The organism is Microbacterium sp. 22296, assembly GCF_052045385.1.
Taxonomy (GTDB): Bacteria; Actinomycetota; Actinomycetes; order Actinomycetales; family Microbacteriaceae; genus Microbacterium.
In genome coordinates, this window is the sequence record NZ_JBQEOS010000005.1 from 165,195 (window position 1) to 182,654 (window position 17,460).

8 protein-coding genes are annotated in these 17,460 nt (G+C 70.2%); 5 read left to right on the plus strand and 3 right to left on the minus strand.

Going from position 1 to position 17,460, the window contains the following annotated elements; genetic code table 11:
• The 3 genes from ACTJJP_RS11990 to ACTJJP_RS12000 form a co-directional block, all read right to left on the minus strand.
• On the minus strand, positions 1-909 hold the full coding sequence (locus ACTJJP_RS11990; protein WP_440775233.1) for a carbohydrate ABC transporter permease: 909 nt from the start codon (positions 907-909) through the stop codon (positions 1-3).
• A gap of 1 nt (position 910) precedes the next feature.
• Entirely contained in the window at positions 911-1,816 is a 906-nt protein-coding gene (locus ACTJJP_RS11995; RefSeq protein ID WP_440775234.1) for a carbohydrate ABC transporter permease, read from the minus strand.
• 35 nt (positions 1,817-1,851) lie between these two features.
• Entirely contained in the window at positions 1,852-3,147 is a 1,296-nt protein-coding gene (locus ACTJJP_RS12000) for an ABC transporter substrate-binding protein (RefSeq protein WP_440775235.1), read from the minus strand.
• A gap of 161 nt (positions 3,148-3,308) precedes the next feature.
• Here ACTJJP_RS12000 and ACTJJP_RS12005 point away from each other — a divergent pair, with 161 nt between their 5' ends.
• From ACTJJP_RS12005 to ACTJJP_RS12025, 5 genes are all read left to right on the plus strand, one after another.
• The gene (locus tag ACTJJP_RS12005) at positions 3,309-4,328 is read left to right on the plus strand and encodes a LacI family DNA-binding transcriptional regulator (RefSeq protein ID WP_440775236.1); all 1,020 of its coding nucleotides are present in this window, start codon (positions 3,309-3,311) and stop codon (positions 4,326-4,328) included.
• 137 nt (positions 4,329-4,465) lie between these two features.
• Positions 4,466-9,949, plus strand: a complete 5,484-nt coding sequence (locus tag ACTJJP_RS12010) for an Ig-like domain-containing protein (protein ID WP_440775237.1) — start codon at positions 4,466-4,468, stop codon at positions 9,947-9,949.
• 130 nt (positions 9,950-10,079) lie between these two features.
• Positions 10,080-13,106, plus strand: coding sequence for a family 43 glycosylhydrolase (locus tag ACTJJP_RS12015; protein WP_440775238.1), 3,027 nt, complete (start codon positions 10,080-10,082; stop codon positions 13,104-13,106).
• Positions 13,107-13,179: 73 nt separating this feature from the next.
• The gene (locus ACTJJP_RS12020; protein WP_440775239.1) at positions 13,180-15,471 is read left to right on the plus strand and encodes a beta-L-arabinofuranosidase domain-containing protein; all 2,292 of its coding nucleotides are present in this window, start codon (positions 13,180-13,182) and stop codon (positions 15,469-15,471) included.
• A 17-nt stretch (positions 15,472-15,488) separates the two neighbouring features.
• Complete coding sequence (locus ACTJJP_RS12025) at positions 15,489-17,453, plus strand: Ig-like domain-containing protein (RefSeq protein WP_440775240.1); 1,965 nt, start codon at positions 15,489-15,491, stop codon at positions 17,451-17,453.
• Positions 17,454-17,460 lie beyond the last annotated feature (7 nt).

Here is a 17,460-nt window from a genome sequence, read left to right on the forward strand (position 1 = left end):
TCATCCCTTGAAGGCGCCCGACATGAAGCCGCGCACGTAGTGACGTTGGAGGATCAGGAACAGGACGATGCACGGCAGCGCGAGCACGACGACACCGGCTTCGGTCACGCCGTAGTCGATGACGCCCATCGTCTGGCCGCGGAGGTTCGCCACGGCCAGCGGCAGGGTGATGCGCGACTGGTCGTTGATGAGGATCAGCGGGGCGATGAAGTCGTTCCAGGCGGTGAGGAAGGCGAACAGGCCCACGGTGATGAGTCCGGGTTTCACGGCGGGCAGGAGCACGCGCCAGAGCGCGCTGAAGCTCGTGCAGCCGTCGACGAGGGCGGCCTCGTCGAGTTCGCGCGGGACGGATTCGAAAGAGATGCGCATCATGAACATCGAGAAGGGCAGCTGGAACATGGTCAGGACGAGGGCGACGCCCAGCAGGGAGTTCTGCAGTCCGACGGCGTTCAGGATGACGTACAGCGGGATGAGCAGGGTGGCGTAGGGCACCATGAGGATCGCCAGCACCGACAGGAACAGCAGGTTCTTACCGGGGAACGAGAAGCGGGCGAACGCGTAGCCGCCCAGGAACGAGATCAGCAGGGTCAGCACGACCGTGGTGATCGAGACGAAGAGCGAGTTGCCGAGGTAGACCCAGATGCCGGATTGGAAGTTGGCGAGCTTCTCGTAGTTTCCGAAGCCCCACCCCTCGGCCTGGTTCGTCCCGGCCTGCGGGCTGACCGAGGCGACACCGGTCCACACCAGCGGGTAGAGGAAGATGATGGCCACGGCGCCCGTGAAGACCTTGCTCGGCAGCCCCCACAGGAGAGCGCCGCGGGGCCGGGGACGACCCCGGTAGCCGGGGGCGACGATCGCGCGGGTGCTGCCGGTGACGGCTGCGGGCGGTCGGATGTCGGTCGTGGCCATGTCAGGCCTCCTCGGGACGACGGAACGCGCGCAGCTGCACGGCGTTGATGATGACGAGGGCGAGCAGGATGATGACCGACAGCGCGGCGGCGATGCCGAGGCTGTTCTGCCCCTGGAAGGCGATGTTGTAGATCAGCTGCACCACGGTCATGGTGCTGTTGTCGGGGCCGCCCTTGGTCAGGATGTAGAACTGGTCGAACGCCAGCAGCGACCCCGTCACGCACATCACCGTGGTGAGCGCGAAGGTGGGGCGCAGAAGCGGCACCGTGATGTCGCGGAAGATCTGCCACCGCGATCCGCCGTCGATGCGGGCCGCCTCGTAGATGTCTTCCGGGATCCCCTGCAGCCCGACCAGCAGCAGGAGCATGTAGAACCCGGCGAAGCGCCAGACGATCAGGAACACCGTCGACCACAGCGCCCCCTCGGGGGAGCCGAGGAACGTGATCCCCCACGACTCCATGAGCCCCGCGAAGGGACCGGCGATGGGAGAGTAGAGCACGTAGAAGAGCAGGGATGCCGAGGCCAGGCCCAGGGCGCTCGGCAGCAGGAAGGCCGTGCGCAGGAACCCCTTCCAGGCGGTCGACTCCTGCACCAGCAGCGCGAGGCCGAGGCCCAGGCCGATGAGCAGGACGGTCGTGATGACGGTGTAGAGCAGCGTGAACCGCACCGAGTCCCAGAAGAGGCGGTGGTTCACGGCATCCACGAAGTTCTCGGGGAAGTTGGGGCCGCTGTTGCCGCGCAGCAGCGGCCAGTCGGACCCCGACATCTGCAGCACGAGCAGAAGGGGGATGACGAAGAGGGCGACGACGAACAGGGCCGTCGGGGCGGCGTACAGCCAGCCCTGCACGGGACCGCCGAGGGCGGTGCGGCCGTACCGCGATCGACGGGGTGAGGTGGAGAGCGCCACGGTGTTCCTTCCGGGGGTGNACCCCCGCGGGGGAATTACTGGGACAGGACCGCGGTGATCTCGTCGTTGTCGGCGTCGACGGTGTCGGTGCCGTTGAGGACCGCGTTGCGCACGAGCGTCAGCCACGGGCTGCCGGGAGCGTTGAACGCCTGCTGGAAGTTGAGCGCCACGGGGGTCTTGCCCTTACCGGCGACCTCGTTGACGGCCACCTGGCGGGGGTCCTTCGCGGAGTACTCGTTGTCGGCGAGGTCGGAGCGTGCGACCGTGCTGCCGTCCTTGGCGAGGACGCCCACCTGCGCGTCCTCGGACGTGAGCCACGACAGGAAGTTCCAGGCCTGCGCCGACTGCTTCGAGTCCTTCGAGATGCCGACACCGTCGCCACCGACGAAGGTCGACTCACCGCCGTCGACGCCCGGGATGCCGGAGACGCCCGCGTCGAACGACAGGCCCGACAGCAGGGTGGCGGGGAACGGCATGATGCCGACGTTGCCCTCCTGGAAGCCGGCGACCCACGTGGCGCCGGTCTCGTCGGCGGAGCCGGGAGCGACCGCACCCGCGGCGTCGAGGTCCTTCCACGTCGAGTAGACCTCCTGGGCGGCGTCGTTGTCCAACAGCGACTCGGTGCCGTCGGCACCCAGGACGTCTTCACCGGAGGCCCAGATGGAGGGGAACCAGGTGAAGAGCAGGCATCCGCCGCAGTTGAGCCCGGTCGAGGTGCCCGAGACGCCGGGCTTGTTCAGCGCCTGCACCGCCTTGGCGGTCTCGGCGAAGTCGGCGAGGGTCGCGGGAGCCTTCTCGGGGTCCAGTCCCGCCTCGGCGACGAGGTCCTTGTTCCACATCATGACCGAGAGGTCGAGCACGAAGGGCAGGACGTGCTCCTTGCCGTCGAGCGTGCCGGCGTCGAGGTGGCCCTGGTTGATGGTGTCCTTGTACGACAGGCCGTCGATCTGCGCGGTGATGTCTTGGAACAGTCCCTGCTCGACCCAGTTCGGGACGTAGACGATGTCGGCCGCGAACAGGTCGGGGAGTCCGCCCGAGCCCGCTGCGGCGCCGACCTTGGCGACGTAGTCGTCGTTGGGGACGACGGTCAGCTCCACCTGGTTCTGGTGGCTGGCGTTGTACGCGTCGACGAGCAGCTTGGCCTGCTTCTCGAGGGGCGCGCGCGTCCACAGGGTCAGGGTCGAACCGTCGTCGGTGCCCTCGGCGGGGATGTCGGCCGGTGCGGTGGCGGTCGACCCGCCGGAGCACGCGGCGAGTCCGCCGACGAGCGCGCTCGCGGCCAGGATGGCCGTCGCGGCCCGAAGGGCGAAGCGGCGCCGGGATGGGGTCATTGCAGTCTCCTCTAGCTCTTCATTGAGCGGATGCGACATTCGGGGTCGACACCGCTGACGGGGTGGGCCATCGAAATGACCGAAATCCCTTTCGGGACGGTAACGTGAGTCTTGCCGATCCGTCAAGACGGCGGAAGGTCACGAACATGAAACGGAATCCGATGACGACCGATCCCGTGCGCGCAGCCACGCTGAGCGATGTCGCCCGGCGCGCGGGCGTCTCGATCGCCACCGCGTCGAAAGCGCTCAACGGTCGCGGCGACGTCGCGGCGGGAACGCGCAAGCGCGTCATGGAGGCGGCCGCCGAGCTCGCCTTCACCCCCAACGCCATGGCCCGCGGCCTGCTCGCCGGCCGCACCGGCACGGTGGGTCTGCTCACCAACGACCTCGACGGCCGATTCGTGATCCCCATCCTCATGGGCGCGGAGGATGCGTTCGGGGCCGGGCAGATCAACGTCTTCCTGTGCGACGCGCGGGGCGACGCCATCCGCGAGCAGCACCATCTGCGCGCGCTGCTCAGCCGCCGCGTCGACGGCATCATCGTCGTGGGCCGACAGACCGACCCCCGTCCCTCGCTCGGGCAGGAGCTGCCCGTCCCGGTCGTCTACGCCTACTCGCCGTCCGACGACCCCCGCGATCTCTCCCTCACCCCCGACAACTACTCGGGAGGGCGCCTGGCGATCGAGCACCTGCTGGCCTGCGGGCGGCGCCGCATCGCCCACATCTCGGGCGACCCGTCGTACGCCGCCGCCCAGGATCGCCTGGCCGGAGCCCGTGCCGCGCTCGCCGCGGCGGGGCTCGACTTCGTCGGCGAGCCGATGTTCGCCGCCTGGAACGAGCACTGGGGCCGCGACGCCGCGGCGATGCTGCTGGAGCGGCATCCCGAGGTGGATGCCGTGTTCTGCGGTTCCGATCAGATCGCCCGCGGTGTGCTCGACACCGCTCGTGACTTCGGCCGCGACGTTCCCGGCGACCTCGCCGTGATCGGGTACGACGATTGGGAACTGCTCACCGAGAACGCCCGGCCCCCGCTGACCAGCATCAACGCCAACCTCCAGCAGCTCGGTCGGCAGGCGGCACAGCGGGTGTTCGACGCGATCGACGGTGTCGACGTCGGCGCGGGGACGCACCCCATGCCGGTCAAGCTCGTCATTCGCGCGTCCACCATCGCGCGGCGGTGATTTTCGGGATTCACCCACATTTTTCGACGATGTTTCGAAATCGCCGAAAACCATTGCGAAACAATTACCGCCCTCGGTAGCGTGCCTCCCACGCACCCGCTGCTCATCGACGAGCAGCGCCGAGAGGAACAGACACAGTGGACTGCAATCCGACGACCCCCCGTCGCGTCGGGCGTTCCGCGATCGCCACCGCGGCGATCGCCACGGTGCTGGCGACGACCTTCGTGGTCGCACCGGCACACGCCGCGAACACCGACATCGGCTATCCGACGTTCTCGGGAAGCCCGACCCCCGTCCCCGACACCGGGGTCACCTACACGCCCGGCAACCAGCTGCAGCGGATCTTCGACGCCGACGTCGCCGCCGGCGCGGGCTCGAGCGCGTCGAACGACTTCTGGATGGACGAGATGCTCGCGCGCACCGGCGACGCGGGCAGCTTCGGCGACAACAACCAGTGGTTGTTCACGCGCGGACGCGCCGCGTTCATGAAGGAGCACAACCCCGGAGTCCTCGGATTCGGCGGTCAGCTCGCGTACTGGGAGTCCATCGACGGGCGTTCCGGCTACACGATCACCGCACGGGTCGGCGGGAACGACGTCGGCCTGACCGAGGACGTCTCGCAGCGCAAGCAGACGCCCAGCTACTGGCGCAGCGTCCACCGCGGAGGCGGCATCGAGGTCGTGCAGACCAAGTTCATCACCGACGCGAACGTGCTGGTGACCACCCTCGAGGTGCGCTCGACGGGCGGGGCCGTCGACGTCGAGCTCGTGGCATCCTCCCCGTACGCCGTCACCGCGGACGGCGACGAACTCGTCGGCCACGTGCAGGCGCTGAACGACCTCACGAAGCTCTCGCCGCGTTTCTCGGGCGACGGGTTCGCCCCCGCGGGTGAGACCCTCGTCCGCAGCCTGGCCGTCCCCGCCGGGGGCTCGGCGACCGCGAAGGTGCAGCTGGGCCTCGTCACCGACGAGATCGCCGCCTCGCGCACCGAGTACGACACCACCCGCGGTCAGTCGGCGGGCGAGGCGTACACGGCCCACGTCACCGCCTACAACAGGTGGTGGGCCGAGAACGTGCCGTACCTCGACACCCCCGAAGACAACATCGACAAGACGCTCTTCTACCGCTGGTGGCTGATGCGGTACAACTTCCTCGACGCCGACATCCCGGGCAACACCTACCAGTTCCCCGTCGCCATGGAGGGCGTGCTCGGGTACAACAACTCGATCGTGCTCACCACGGGCATGTTCATCGACGACCTGAAGTACTTCCGCGACCCCATCTACTCGTACGGACCGTGGGTCTCGACCGGAGAGACGAGCAAGAGCTACAAGTTCGTCGACAACCCGGGCGACCCCGCCAACTGGTCGAACAGCTACACCCAGTACATCTCCGAGGCGGCCTGGCGCTCGTACCAGCTGCACGGCGGTCCCACCGCGATCGCGAAGAACCTCGCCGAGTACGCCGAGGACGACGTGAAGGGCCTGGTCGACGCCTACGACTTCAACAAGAACGGCCTCATCGAGTACAACTGGGGCGCCATGACGGGCAACGACGCGGATGCCGTGTCGTTCCACTGGAAGGGCGGCTACCAGGACCGCGCCGAGAACGCGTACCTGTACTCGAACGCCCTCGCCTCGGCCGAGGCCTACCGCACCGCCGGTGACACCGCCAAGGCCGACGAGATGGACGCCTTCGCGCAGAACATCAAGACGCAGGTCATGAAGGTGCTGTGGAACCCCGACCGCAAGCTCATCGAGCACGCCATGGCGAACAACGGCGAGCACGTGCCGTGGAAGGAGATCAACAACTACTACCCGTTCTCGGTCGGTCTCGTGCCCAAGCCGGGGGATGCGGACTACGACGACGACTACGTCGAGGCGCTGCGCCTGTTCGCGGACGACAAGCAGTACCCGATCTTCCCCTTCTACACGGCCAACCAGGCCGACCAGGCGGCGTACAACGCCACCGGCGGCCAGGGCAGCAACAACTTCTCGGTCATCAACTCCACCGTCACGTTCCGGATGCTGTCCAAGGTGCTGCGCGACTACCCCACCGACGCGATCGACGCCGAGTGGTACAAGAAGCTCCTGTACTGGAACGCCTGGTCGCACTACCAGAACGGCGGTGACAACCGCCTGCCCGACCAGAACGAGTTCTGGGCCAACGGCTCGGCGGACCCGCAGAAGATCGACTACCGCTCGTGGATCCACCACACGATCCTCGGCGCGACGAACTTCACCATGATCGAGGACGCGATGGGCGTGCGCACCCGCAGCGACGCCAAGATCGAGCTCGACCCGATCGACATCGGGTGGGACCACTTCACCGCGAACAACATCCGCTACCGCGACCGCGATCTGACCGTCACGTGGGACGCCCCCGGAGGCGAGCGGCACTACGGCGACGCCGTGCCCGAGGGCTACTCGGTGTTCCTCGACGGCACGCTCGCCTTCACCGTCGACAAGCTCTCGCACGTCGTCTACGACCCCGCCACCGGCACCGTCGAGGTCGTGAAGGGCGACGCGAAGGTCACCACCGCCACGGCATCCACCGTGAAGGCCCCGCAGGACGTCCGCTTCGCGGACGACGCCCGAGTCGTCGACCTGTTCGCCAAGGCGGGCGCCGACGTGCGCACCGCCAGCACCGGTGGCGCCAATCTCGCCACCTCCGCGACCGCGTCGTTCTCGGCCGCGGGTCGCGAGCCGGCGGGGGCCGTCAACGGCACCACGATCAACGAGCCGTTCTGGGGCACCGCCGGCTCTCCCAACGCGAAGGACTCCCTCACCGTCGAGCTCGGCGGCGAGAAGACCTTCGACGACATCCGCACTTACTTCTACGACAGCTCGTCGTCGGCGACCGCCGCCGGTTACGCCGAGCCCTCCGTGTACACCCTCGAGGTGCGCCGGGGCGGTCAGTGGTCGGTGATCCCGCAGCAGGCGCGAACCCCCGCCTACCCGCGCGCCAACTACAACCACGTGCAGTTCCCCGAGGTGACCGGTGACGCCGTGCGTCTGACCGCGACCCACGCCAGCGGCGCCAAGACCGGTGTGAAGGAACTGCAGGTGTTCCGCACGGGCATCGCCGCTCCGGCATCCGGCAATGCCGCACCCCTGGTGACCGCGTGGCAGAACAGCCAGGCGTCGGCGGGCGGTGCGGCAGCGCTGGTCGGGACGGTCAAGGACGACGGACTGCCCTCCGGCACCGTGTCTTCGCGGTGGAGCGTGGTGAGTGCGCCCGAAGGGGCGACCGTGCTCTTCGACGACGCCGCCGCGGCCTCGACCACGGCCCGCTTCTCGGACAAGGGCGAGTACGTGCTGCGCCTGACGGCCGACGACGGGGAGAAGACCTCGCAGGCCGACGTCACCGTGCAGGGCGAGCCGGTCACCTCCGGCACCAATGTCGCGCCACTGGCGACCCCGACCGCGGAGTACACCGCGGGCTGGAACAACGTCAAGGCGGTCAACGACGGCAAGGTGTCGTTCTCGGGCGGAAGCCAGAGCGACATCTGGGGCACCTGGTCGGGCAACCACCCGGCGACCCGCTGGTTGCAGTACGAGTGGACGACTCCGCAGCGCGTCGCGGGGGCCGAGATCGGCTTCTGGCGCGACCAGGACGACGTGAACTCCACCAACGGCGTCAACGTCCCGAAGGGGTGGAAGGCGCAGTACTGGAACGGCTCGTCGTGGGTGGATGTCGCCAATCCCTCCGGATACACGGTGAAGCGCGACGAGACCAACTCCGTGACCTTCGACGCGGTGACCACGACGCGCCTGCGCGTGGTCCTGCAGGCCATGGGCACCGGTCCCTATGCCGCCGTCGCCGTCAGCGAGCTGAAGGTCTTCGCCGACGCGCCCACGGCGATCGAGCCGATCGACGTGCGCACCGCGGTGGGCACGAAGCCGACGCTGCCGACGACGGTGGACGCCACCTACTCCGACGGCAGTCACGCCGACCTCCCCGTCACCTGGGCCGAGGTCACCGACGCGCAGGTCGCCGGTGAGGGCAGCTTCCCGGTCTCGGGCATCGTCGCGGGATCGCCCGTGTCGGCCAAGGCCACCGTCTGGGTGCGGGCGACCGCTCCCGGCCAGATCAACCAGGTGGATGCCGTGACTACGCGCACCCAGCCCGGTGTGGCGCCGGTGCTGCCCAAGACCGTGGGCGTGCTGTTCAACGACGGCTCGCGCCAGGATCTGCCCGTCACGTGGGCCGCGGTCGCCGCGAGCTCGTACGCTGCGGCGGGCCAGTTCACCGTCGGGGGCACCGTGCAGAGCGATCTGACGGGTTCGAAGGACGCCACGGCCACGGTGACCGTCGGCGGCGGCGGAACCGACACCAAGGCGCCCACGGTCGCCTTCCAGGTGTCGCCCGCAGCTCCCGCTTCCGGCTGGTACACCCAGGCCGTCGCCGTCGATGTGACGGCGCGCGACGACCAGGACGCCGCTCCGCGCATCGAGGTGCGCGTGGACGAGGGTGCGTGGGCCGCCTACACCGGCACCGTCTCGGTGACGGGTGACGCCGCCCACGTCGTGCAGGCGCGGGCGACGGATGCCGCCGGCAACGTGTCGACGGTGGCCGAGCAGACCGTGCGGATCGACGCCACGAGCCCGAGCGTCGAGGTCGCGCTCGACGCGGTCGCGCGCACCGTCAAGGCCACGTCGACGGATGCCGGTTCGGGAGTCGCCTCGGTCGAGTACCGTGTCGGCACCGACGGAACCTGGTCGCCGCTTTCGGGTTCGGCACTGATCGGACTCGATGAGACGAAGGTCCAGGTGCGCTCCACCGACAAGGCGGGCAACGTCTCGCCCGTCATCGAGCGGACCATGCCCAAGGCCGACGGCACGCAGAAGCGCAACGTCGCCCGGCTCGCCACGCCCACGGCATCCGGAACCGCCGGATGGAACACGGTGACGGGCCTGAACGACGACGTCCAGCCGACGTCCTCGGGCGATGTCACCCCGAACGACAACGCCAACGTCTGGGGCGTCTGGCCGGCCGTGACCGACCAGTGGGTGCAGTACGACTGGACCGAGCCGGTGCGCATCGGCGAGCTGGGAGTGTACTTCGTGTCGAACATCGACGCGCAGGGCCTCGGGATCGACGTCCCCGCGAAGTGGGAGGCGCAGTACTGGGATGCCACGACCAGCGCCTGGGTCCCGGTGAAGAACGCGGGGACCTACGGCACCGCGAAGGACACGTACAACACGGTGACCTTCGACCCGGTGTCCACGACGAAGCTCCGCCTCACGCTCGACCCGGTCGGGACCGAGCAGGGCAAGGGCAGCGTCGGCATCAAGGAATGGCAGGTGTTCGAGCGTCCCGAGGTCGCCCAGCCCGCTCTGGACGTCGAGGTGAGCGCGACCACCCGTGCCATCGCGGGCAAGGCGTACGTGATCGCGACAGCGAAGAACAACGACGACGTCGCCGTCGATCTCGTCTTCACCTCCGCCTACGGGAGCAAGACCGTCAAGGGCGTGCACCCGGGCAAGACCGTGAGCGCGTCGTTCAACTCCCGGCAGGCGTCCGTCCCCGCGGGCAAGGTCACGGTGACCGAGAGTGCCACCGTCGGCGGCGCACAGGTCACGGAGACGTCCGAGGCGTCGTACGCCGAACTGAAGTAGGAGAGGCGGAACGGGGGGAGGTGCGCCTTCCCCCGTCCCGCTCTCCTCGCGAGGACGCCCGCCGTGCGGGCCTCCTTCCCCTCGCGCGCCCTGGAACGCGCCCCTCGGATCTTCGAAGCGAAGGAACCTCATGACCAGACTCACCGCTCGCCGGCCCCTGGCGGTCACCGCCGCCGTCGGCCTCGTGGCCGGACTCCTGGCGCTGGCACCCGTCAGCCCCGCGACCGCCCTCGCCAACCCCCTGCTCGGCGACGGATCGGTGTACTCCGCCGACCCCGCCACCCTCGTCGTCGACGACACGCTCTACGTCTACGCGGGCCGCGACGAAGCGGGCCCCACCACGAACGACTTCATCATGAACGAGTGGCAGTCGTTCTCGACCACCGACGTCGAGGGCGGTCAGTGGGAGCACCACCCGGCGCTCATGCGTCCGGAGCAGGTGTTCTCGTGGGCGACCCCCGGGCGCGCCTACGCCGGGCAGGTCGTGCAGGGCGCCGACGAACGGTTCTATTGGTACGTGCCCGTGCACGAGGCCGGGAGCAGCTCGGCCGACCCGTTCGGCATCGGCATCGCCGTGTCCGACACCCCCTCGGGCCCCTGGACCGACTACGTGGGCGGCCCGATCGTGTCGCAGAAGATCCTGGGCAACAACGCCCACAACATCGATCCCACCGTCTACGTCGCCGACGACGGGCGCGTGTGGATGTACTGGGGCAGCTTCAGCCGGCTGTTCGGTGTCGAGCTGGCATCCGACATGAAGACCCTCATCGGCACGCCCACCGAGATCCGCAGCGGCGTCGACGGCTTCTTCGAGGCCGCTTGGCTCTTCGCGCGCAAGGGCACCTATTACCTCGCCTACGCGGCGAACACGGCGGGTCCCGACAGCTGGTGCACCCCCGCGGTCTACCACGCGTGCATCGCGTACTCGACGGCGCCGACCCCGATGGGGCCGTGGACCTCGCAGGGGCGCGTGCTCGCGCCGGTGTCCTCGACCACGAGCCACCCCGCCATCACCGAATTCAAGGGCGAGTGGTACATGGCGTACCACACCGCCGATGCGGTCGGCGGGAACCACTTCCGCCGCTCGGTCGCCGTCGACGAGGTCGAGTGGGACGACTCGGTGACACCCGCGCGGATGAAGCCGGTCGTGACCACGCCGATCCGTGACGACGACGCGACCCCGTCGGCGAACGTGGCGCCGTGGGCCACGGCATCCGCCTCCAACCAGCCCATCCCCACGCAGTACTGGATCGCGGCGCTCAACGACGGGATCGTGCGGCCCAACCCCCTTCCGCCGGACATGTGGGGTTCGTACTCCGCGGATCGCCCCGCGAGCCAGTGGATCCAGTACGACTGGTCGGAGCCGGTGCGCATCGATCGATCGTCGATCCAGTTCTGGAACGACGCCCAGCCCGGTTCCGGCGACGGCGTCGCCGCCCCCGCCTCCTGGTCGCTGCAGTACTGGGACCAGGGTCGCTGGAACGACGTGCAGAACCCCAGCGGGTATCCGACGACCACGCGCCAGCTGCACGAGGTCACCTTCACCCCGGTGACGACGACGCGCCTGCGGGCCGTCATGAACGCCGCCCCGGGCACGGCCGCGCCCGTGAAGTACTCGGCCCTCGCGGTCGAGGAGTGGTCGGTCGACACCGTCGCCGCCGCCGGGTACGACCCCGCGAGCACCCGCACGCTCGTCGGCGAGGCTCCCGTGCTGCCCGACACCGTCGCGCTCGTCTACGGCGCCGACCGCGTGGCCGCGCCCGTGAAGTGGGATGCCGTCGACCCGGCGGCGTACGCCGAGGCCGGCACCTTCACGGTGGCCGGCACCGCGCAGGGCTACGCCGCCGGACGCGTCTCGGCGACCGTGACGGTCGTCGGCGCGGACGACTCCCCGGACACCGCCGCACCGGAGATCGGCATCGAACTGCGCGGACCGAAGGGCGCCGGCGACTGGTACGTCGGGCCCGTGACCGTGCGGGCCACCGCCACCGACGACCGTGACGTGCGCTCGCGCATCTCGGTCGGCATCGACGGCGGCGCCCTGACCGAGACCGCGGATGTGCGCCGAGTCGACACGGTGGTGTCGGCCGACGGCTCGCACACCGTCATCGCCCGGGCGAAGGATGCCGCCGGCAACGTCTCGTCCGACGCCACGGCCGCGTTCCGCATCGACGCGACGGCTCCGAAGGCGACCGCGCGACTCGACGCGGCCGCGCGGTCCGTGTCGGCGACGGCGACCGATGCCGGATCGGGGCTCTCGGGCCTCGAGTACGCGGTCGATGCCCCCACGACCTGGAAGCCGCTCACGGGCGCGGTCGCTGCACCCGACCTCGAGCAGCACGTCGTGTACGTGCGCGCCACGGACGCGGCGGGCAACGTCTCGACGCCGACCGCGACCACCATCCCGCGCTCGCCCGATGCGCCGATGACCGGCAACGTGGCGCGCTATGCGACGGCGACCGCGTCGTCGGCCTCGGGATGGGCGCCCGTCGGCAACGCCAACGACGGCTCGACCGCGACCAACTGGGGCACGTGGCCCCGGGTCGGGGAGCAGTGGGTGCAGCTCGCCTGGGAGCGCCCCGTGCGCCTGGACCGCGCGGGCGTGCTGTTCGCCCGGGATGCCGCCGACACGGCCGACGCGGGACTCATCCCGCCCCGGTCGTGGGTGCTGCAGTACCGCGACGCCGCCGGCGCCTGGAAGGACGTCGACACCGCCGACGCGTACGGCCGCTCGGCGGACGAGGTGAACGAGGTGTCGTTCACCCCCGTCGAGACGACCGCGCTGCGCACCCTCATGCAGTCCTGGGGCGCCCAGGAGGGTCAGGGTTCAGCCGGGATCCGGGAGTTCGAGGCGTGGGCGGCCGAGGCGCCGGCTCTGGCGATCGAGGCATCGGCGTCGACGCGCATGATCGCGGGCAGGGCGTACGTGGTCGCGACCGCGAAGAACACCGCCGACGTCGCGGTCGACCTGGTGTTCACCTCCGCGTACGGCACGAAGACCGTCACGGGCGTCCAGCCGGGCAAGGCCGTGAGCGCGTCGTTCTCGTCGCGGCAGTCGTCCGTTCCCGCCGGCACGGTCACCGTGTCGGCTCGCGCCACGGTCGACGGTGCCCCGGTGACCGGGATCGTCGAGGCCCCGTACGCGGCCCTGAAGTGACGTGGGGGAGGGGCCGGCCCGGTCCCTCCCCGACACCCTTTCGTTGTTCCCCTCGATGAAGAGAAGAGACGCCATGACCCCCCTCGATCCGCCCGTCATCACCCGGCGTGCCCTCCTCGGCACCGGCGCCGTCGGCGGGCTGTTGGCCGCATCCGGTGCCTTCGCCGCCCCCGCGGCGACCGCCGCCCCCTCGGCAGCCGCTTTCCGCCTCGCGGGTCTCCGGCACCCGGCGTCGGTCGTCCGGGCTGCGGCGCGCGAGGTCGCCCCCGACGCGTGGGCGCTGCAGCCGTTCCCGCTCAGTGCGGTGACCCTCGGCCAGAGCGTCTTCACCCGCGCGCAGAAGCAGGCGCTGATCCTGAACCGCGCGTACTCCATCGACACCCTGCTGGCGGTGTTCCGCCGCAACGCCGGGATCGACACCCGCGGAGCCATGCCGCCCGGCGGGTGGGAGGAGTACGGCCCCGCCCCGGACGACCAGCGTTGGGGGCCGTCGGAGTACCGGGCGGGTCAGAACGCGCGCGGCGCGGGCGGACTGCTGCGCGGCCACTTCGCCGGGCACTTCCTCAGCGGCTTGTCGATGGCGTACGCCTCGACCGGTGAGGGCGCCCTCGCGCAGAAGGTCGGCGCGTTCGTCGCCGGCCTCGAGGAGTGCCGCGCGGCCCTGGCCGCGCAGAAGGTCGGCACCGCGTCGCGGTACTCGCATCCGGGGTTCCTCTCCGCCTACGGTGAGTGGCAGTTCTCGGCCCTCGAGAACTACGCGCCCTACGGCGAGATCTGGGCGCCGTACTACACGCTGCACAAGCTCGTCGCGGGCCTGCTCGACGCGCACGCCTACACCGGCAACACCCTCGCGCTGACTCTGGCCGAGGGGATCGGGCACTGGGTGTACTCCCGCCTGTCGAAGTGCGCCCCCGCGCAGCTGCAGCGCATGTGGTCGCTCTACATCGCGGGCGAGTGCGGCGGCATGAACGACGTGCTCGTCGAGCTGTACTGGCGCTCGACCGACCCGGCGCGCGAGGAGTTCCTGCAGGCGGCGAAGCTGTTCACCTACGACGCTCTGGTCGACGCGTGCGCCGAAGACCGCGACACGCTCGACGGCCGGCACGCCAATCAGTACATCCCCACGTTCTCGGGCTACCTCAAGCTCTACGACCAGACGGGGGAGGAGCGCTACCGCACGGCTGTGGAGAACCTGTTCGGCATGGTCGTCCCGGGCCGTGCGTACGCCCACGGCGGCACCGGCGAGGGCGAGCTCTGGGGCCCGGCGGATGCCGTGGCCGGCGACATCGGCAAGCGCAACGCCGAGTCGTGCGCCGCGTACAACATGCTCAAGATCGCGCGCTCGCTGTTCCTGCACGACCAGGACCCGGCGTACATGGACTACTACGAGCGCACGGTGCTGAACCACATCCTCGGTGGCCGACGCGACGCCGAATCGACCGTCAGCCCCGAGAACTGCTACATGTTCCCGGTCAACCCCGGCACCCGCAAGGAGTACGGCGACGGCAACATCGGCACCTGCTGCGGCGGCACCGCCCTCGAGAGCCACGTGAAGTACCAGGACACGATCTACTTCCGCTCGAAGGCGGGCGACGCCCTCTACGTCAACCTCTACATCGCCTCGACCCTCGACTGGAGCGAGAAGGGGCTCACCCTCGTGCAGACGTCGTCGTACCCCGAGGCCGACACGTCGACCCTCGAGTTCACGCGCGCCCCCGCCGGGCCGTTCACCCTGCACGTGCGCATCCCCGGGTGGGCCCGCGGAGCCGCCGTCAGCATCAACGGCGAGCGTCAGGACGCCGACACCGCGCCCGGGACGTACGTTGCCCTCACCCGCTCGTGGGCGGAGGGCGACAAGGTCGCCGTCACCATCCCGCTGAGTCTCCGCACCGAGCCCACCCCCGACCGCCGCGACATCCAAGCGCTCGTCTACGGTCCGGTCGTGCTGACGGCCGTCGACTCGTCGACGCGGTACGCGAGCCTGGCCCTGTCGTCGCGAGCGGGTCTGGACGGCTCCATCCGCCGGGGGGTGACGAAGCGCAGCGGGAACGTCTTCGTCATCGACGGCCGCACGTTCGAGCCGGCCTATTCGGGGAGGGACGTGGCGTACCACATGTACTTCCAGCGGTCCGAGCCCACGATCGCCTTCGCCGGCGTCGACTCCCAGGTGCGGAATCCCACGCGTGGTCAGGGCGGTCCGAGCCTGCTCGAGGAGGTGTGGGCGAAGGCGCCGTTCGCCGATCGGACCGCGTTCCTGGATGCCGTGCGCTCGGTGTCGCAGTCCTTCACCGACGCGAACCTGCTCACCGCCCGCGACCGCCAGAAGGTGCTCCTCGCCGCCGGCCGCGCCCCGATCGACGCCTGAGACCGACAGGACCCGTCATGCACACACCTCGTCTCCTCTCGCGGGCGTCCGTCGCCCTCGTCACGCTCGCCCTCGCCGTCGGCACGTCCGCGGCGATCCCCTCGCCCGTCGCCGCCGAGACGCCGGGCAACATCGCCGTCGCGTCCGGCGAGCACGCCCCCGACGTCGCCGTCAGCTACGTCCCGCCGTGGAACTCCGCCGCGGCCCTCAACGACGGGGCCTCGGCTCCCACCGACTACCTCAGCGCGATGTGGGGCACGTGGGGCATCTCACCCGCCCCCGAGACCGACGTCGCGACCTACACCTGGGACACCCCGGTGACGGTCTCGGCATCCACCGTCTACCTCTGGCAGAACGCGGGCGTCGGCGACGGCGGTGTCCGCATCCCCGCGGGATGGTCGCTGGAGTACCAGGATGCCGCCGGCGACTGGGAGCCCGTGCGCGGCGACGCCGTCGCCTACCCGCTGCCCGCTTTCGACCCGGCCGCGCCCCGGACCTCGCTCGCTCCCGTGTCGGTCGCGTTCGACGCGGTCACGACGCGGGCGCTACGGCTCGTCCTCGAGCGGCAGGTCGTGGACGGCTCGCCCCACGCGACGAGCGTGATCGAGTGGGAGGTGACGGGCGTCGCGGCTCCCGACGAGCCCGACCCCGAGCCGAGCGACGGGTTCGTGGCGGCGGAAGACGTCGCCGTGCGCACCCTCACGGGCGTGCTGCCCGCGCTGCCCTCCCGCATCTGGGTGGTGGGTGCCGACACGCCCTTGCGCGAGGCCGCCGTCACCTGGGATGCCGTGACCCCGGCCGACGTCGCGCAGCCCGGCACCCTCGCGGTCACCGGACGGGTCAGCGGGTACGAGGGTCAGACGGTCGCGGCCACCGTGTTCGTCGCCGACGGGTTCTCTCAGACGATGACCTCGATCGACTACACCGCGGTGATCACCGCCCCGGGGGTCGCCCCCCTTCTGCCCGCCACCGTGCGCGCCGTGTTCGACGACGGGACGGCGGCCAGCGGTGTGCCCGTGACCTGGGACTCCGTCGCGCCGGAGGCCTACGCGGACGCCGAAGCGATGTTCGACGTGTCGGGAACGGTCGCGGGCTCGTCCACCGGGGCGCTCGCCACCGTGTTCGTCATCGCCCCGGTGGCACAGACGACGCCCCTGGTGTCCATCGCCTTCGACGCGGCCCCCGAGGGGTCCGGCTGGTACGTCACCTCTCCGAAGGCGGTCGTGACGGCGCAGAAGACCGCCGCCGACATCGCCTCGACCGAGATCAGCCTCGACGGGGGCGCGACCTGGAGCCCGTACACCGAGCCGGTGGCGGTCGAAGGTCAAGGCGAGGTCACCGTCCGCGCCCGCGCCACGGCCGTCGACGGCGCCGTCGGCGAGGCGCGGGCGAGCGCGAAGGTCGACACCGTCGCGCCGGTCACCGGAGATCGGATCGAGGTGGTCGACGGGGATTCCGCCCTCGTCGCCCTCTCGCCGACCGACGCCGAGCCCGGTTCGGGCCTCTCGCGCACGGTCTGGTCGGACGGACCGGATGCCGACCCTGCGGGTGCGTCGAACAACATGTTCGCCACCTACGAGAAGCCGTTCTCGGTCGAACTGACCGACGCCCCGCGCTACGTGCACGTGCGCTCGCAGGACACCGCCGGCAATGAGGAAACGACCCGGACGATCGCGCTTCCGCCGCGCACGACGACGCCGGTCCTCGAGATCGAGTCGTCGGCGGTGACGCGGATGATCGCCGGCAAGGCCTACGTGATCGCAACGGTGAAGAACACCGACGACGTCGCGGTCGACCTGGTCTTCACGAGCGCGTACGGCTCGAAGACCGTCACGGGCGTACAGCCGGGGAAGTCGGTGAGCGCATCGTTCTCTTCGCGAGCGGCGACCGTCCCCGCCGGGCAGGTGCTCATCAAGGCCACCGCCGTCGTGGGTGGGCAGGAGGTGTCGGTGGAGCGAACGGCCGACTACCGCGCGCTCTGACGAGACG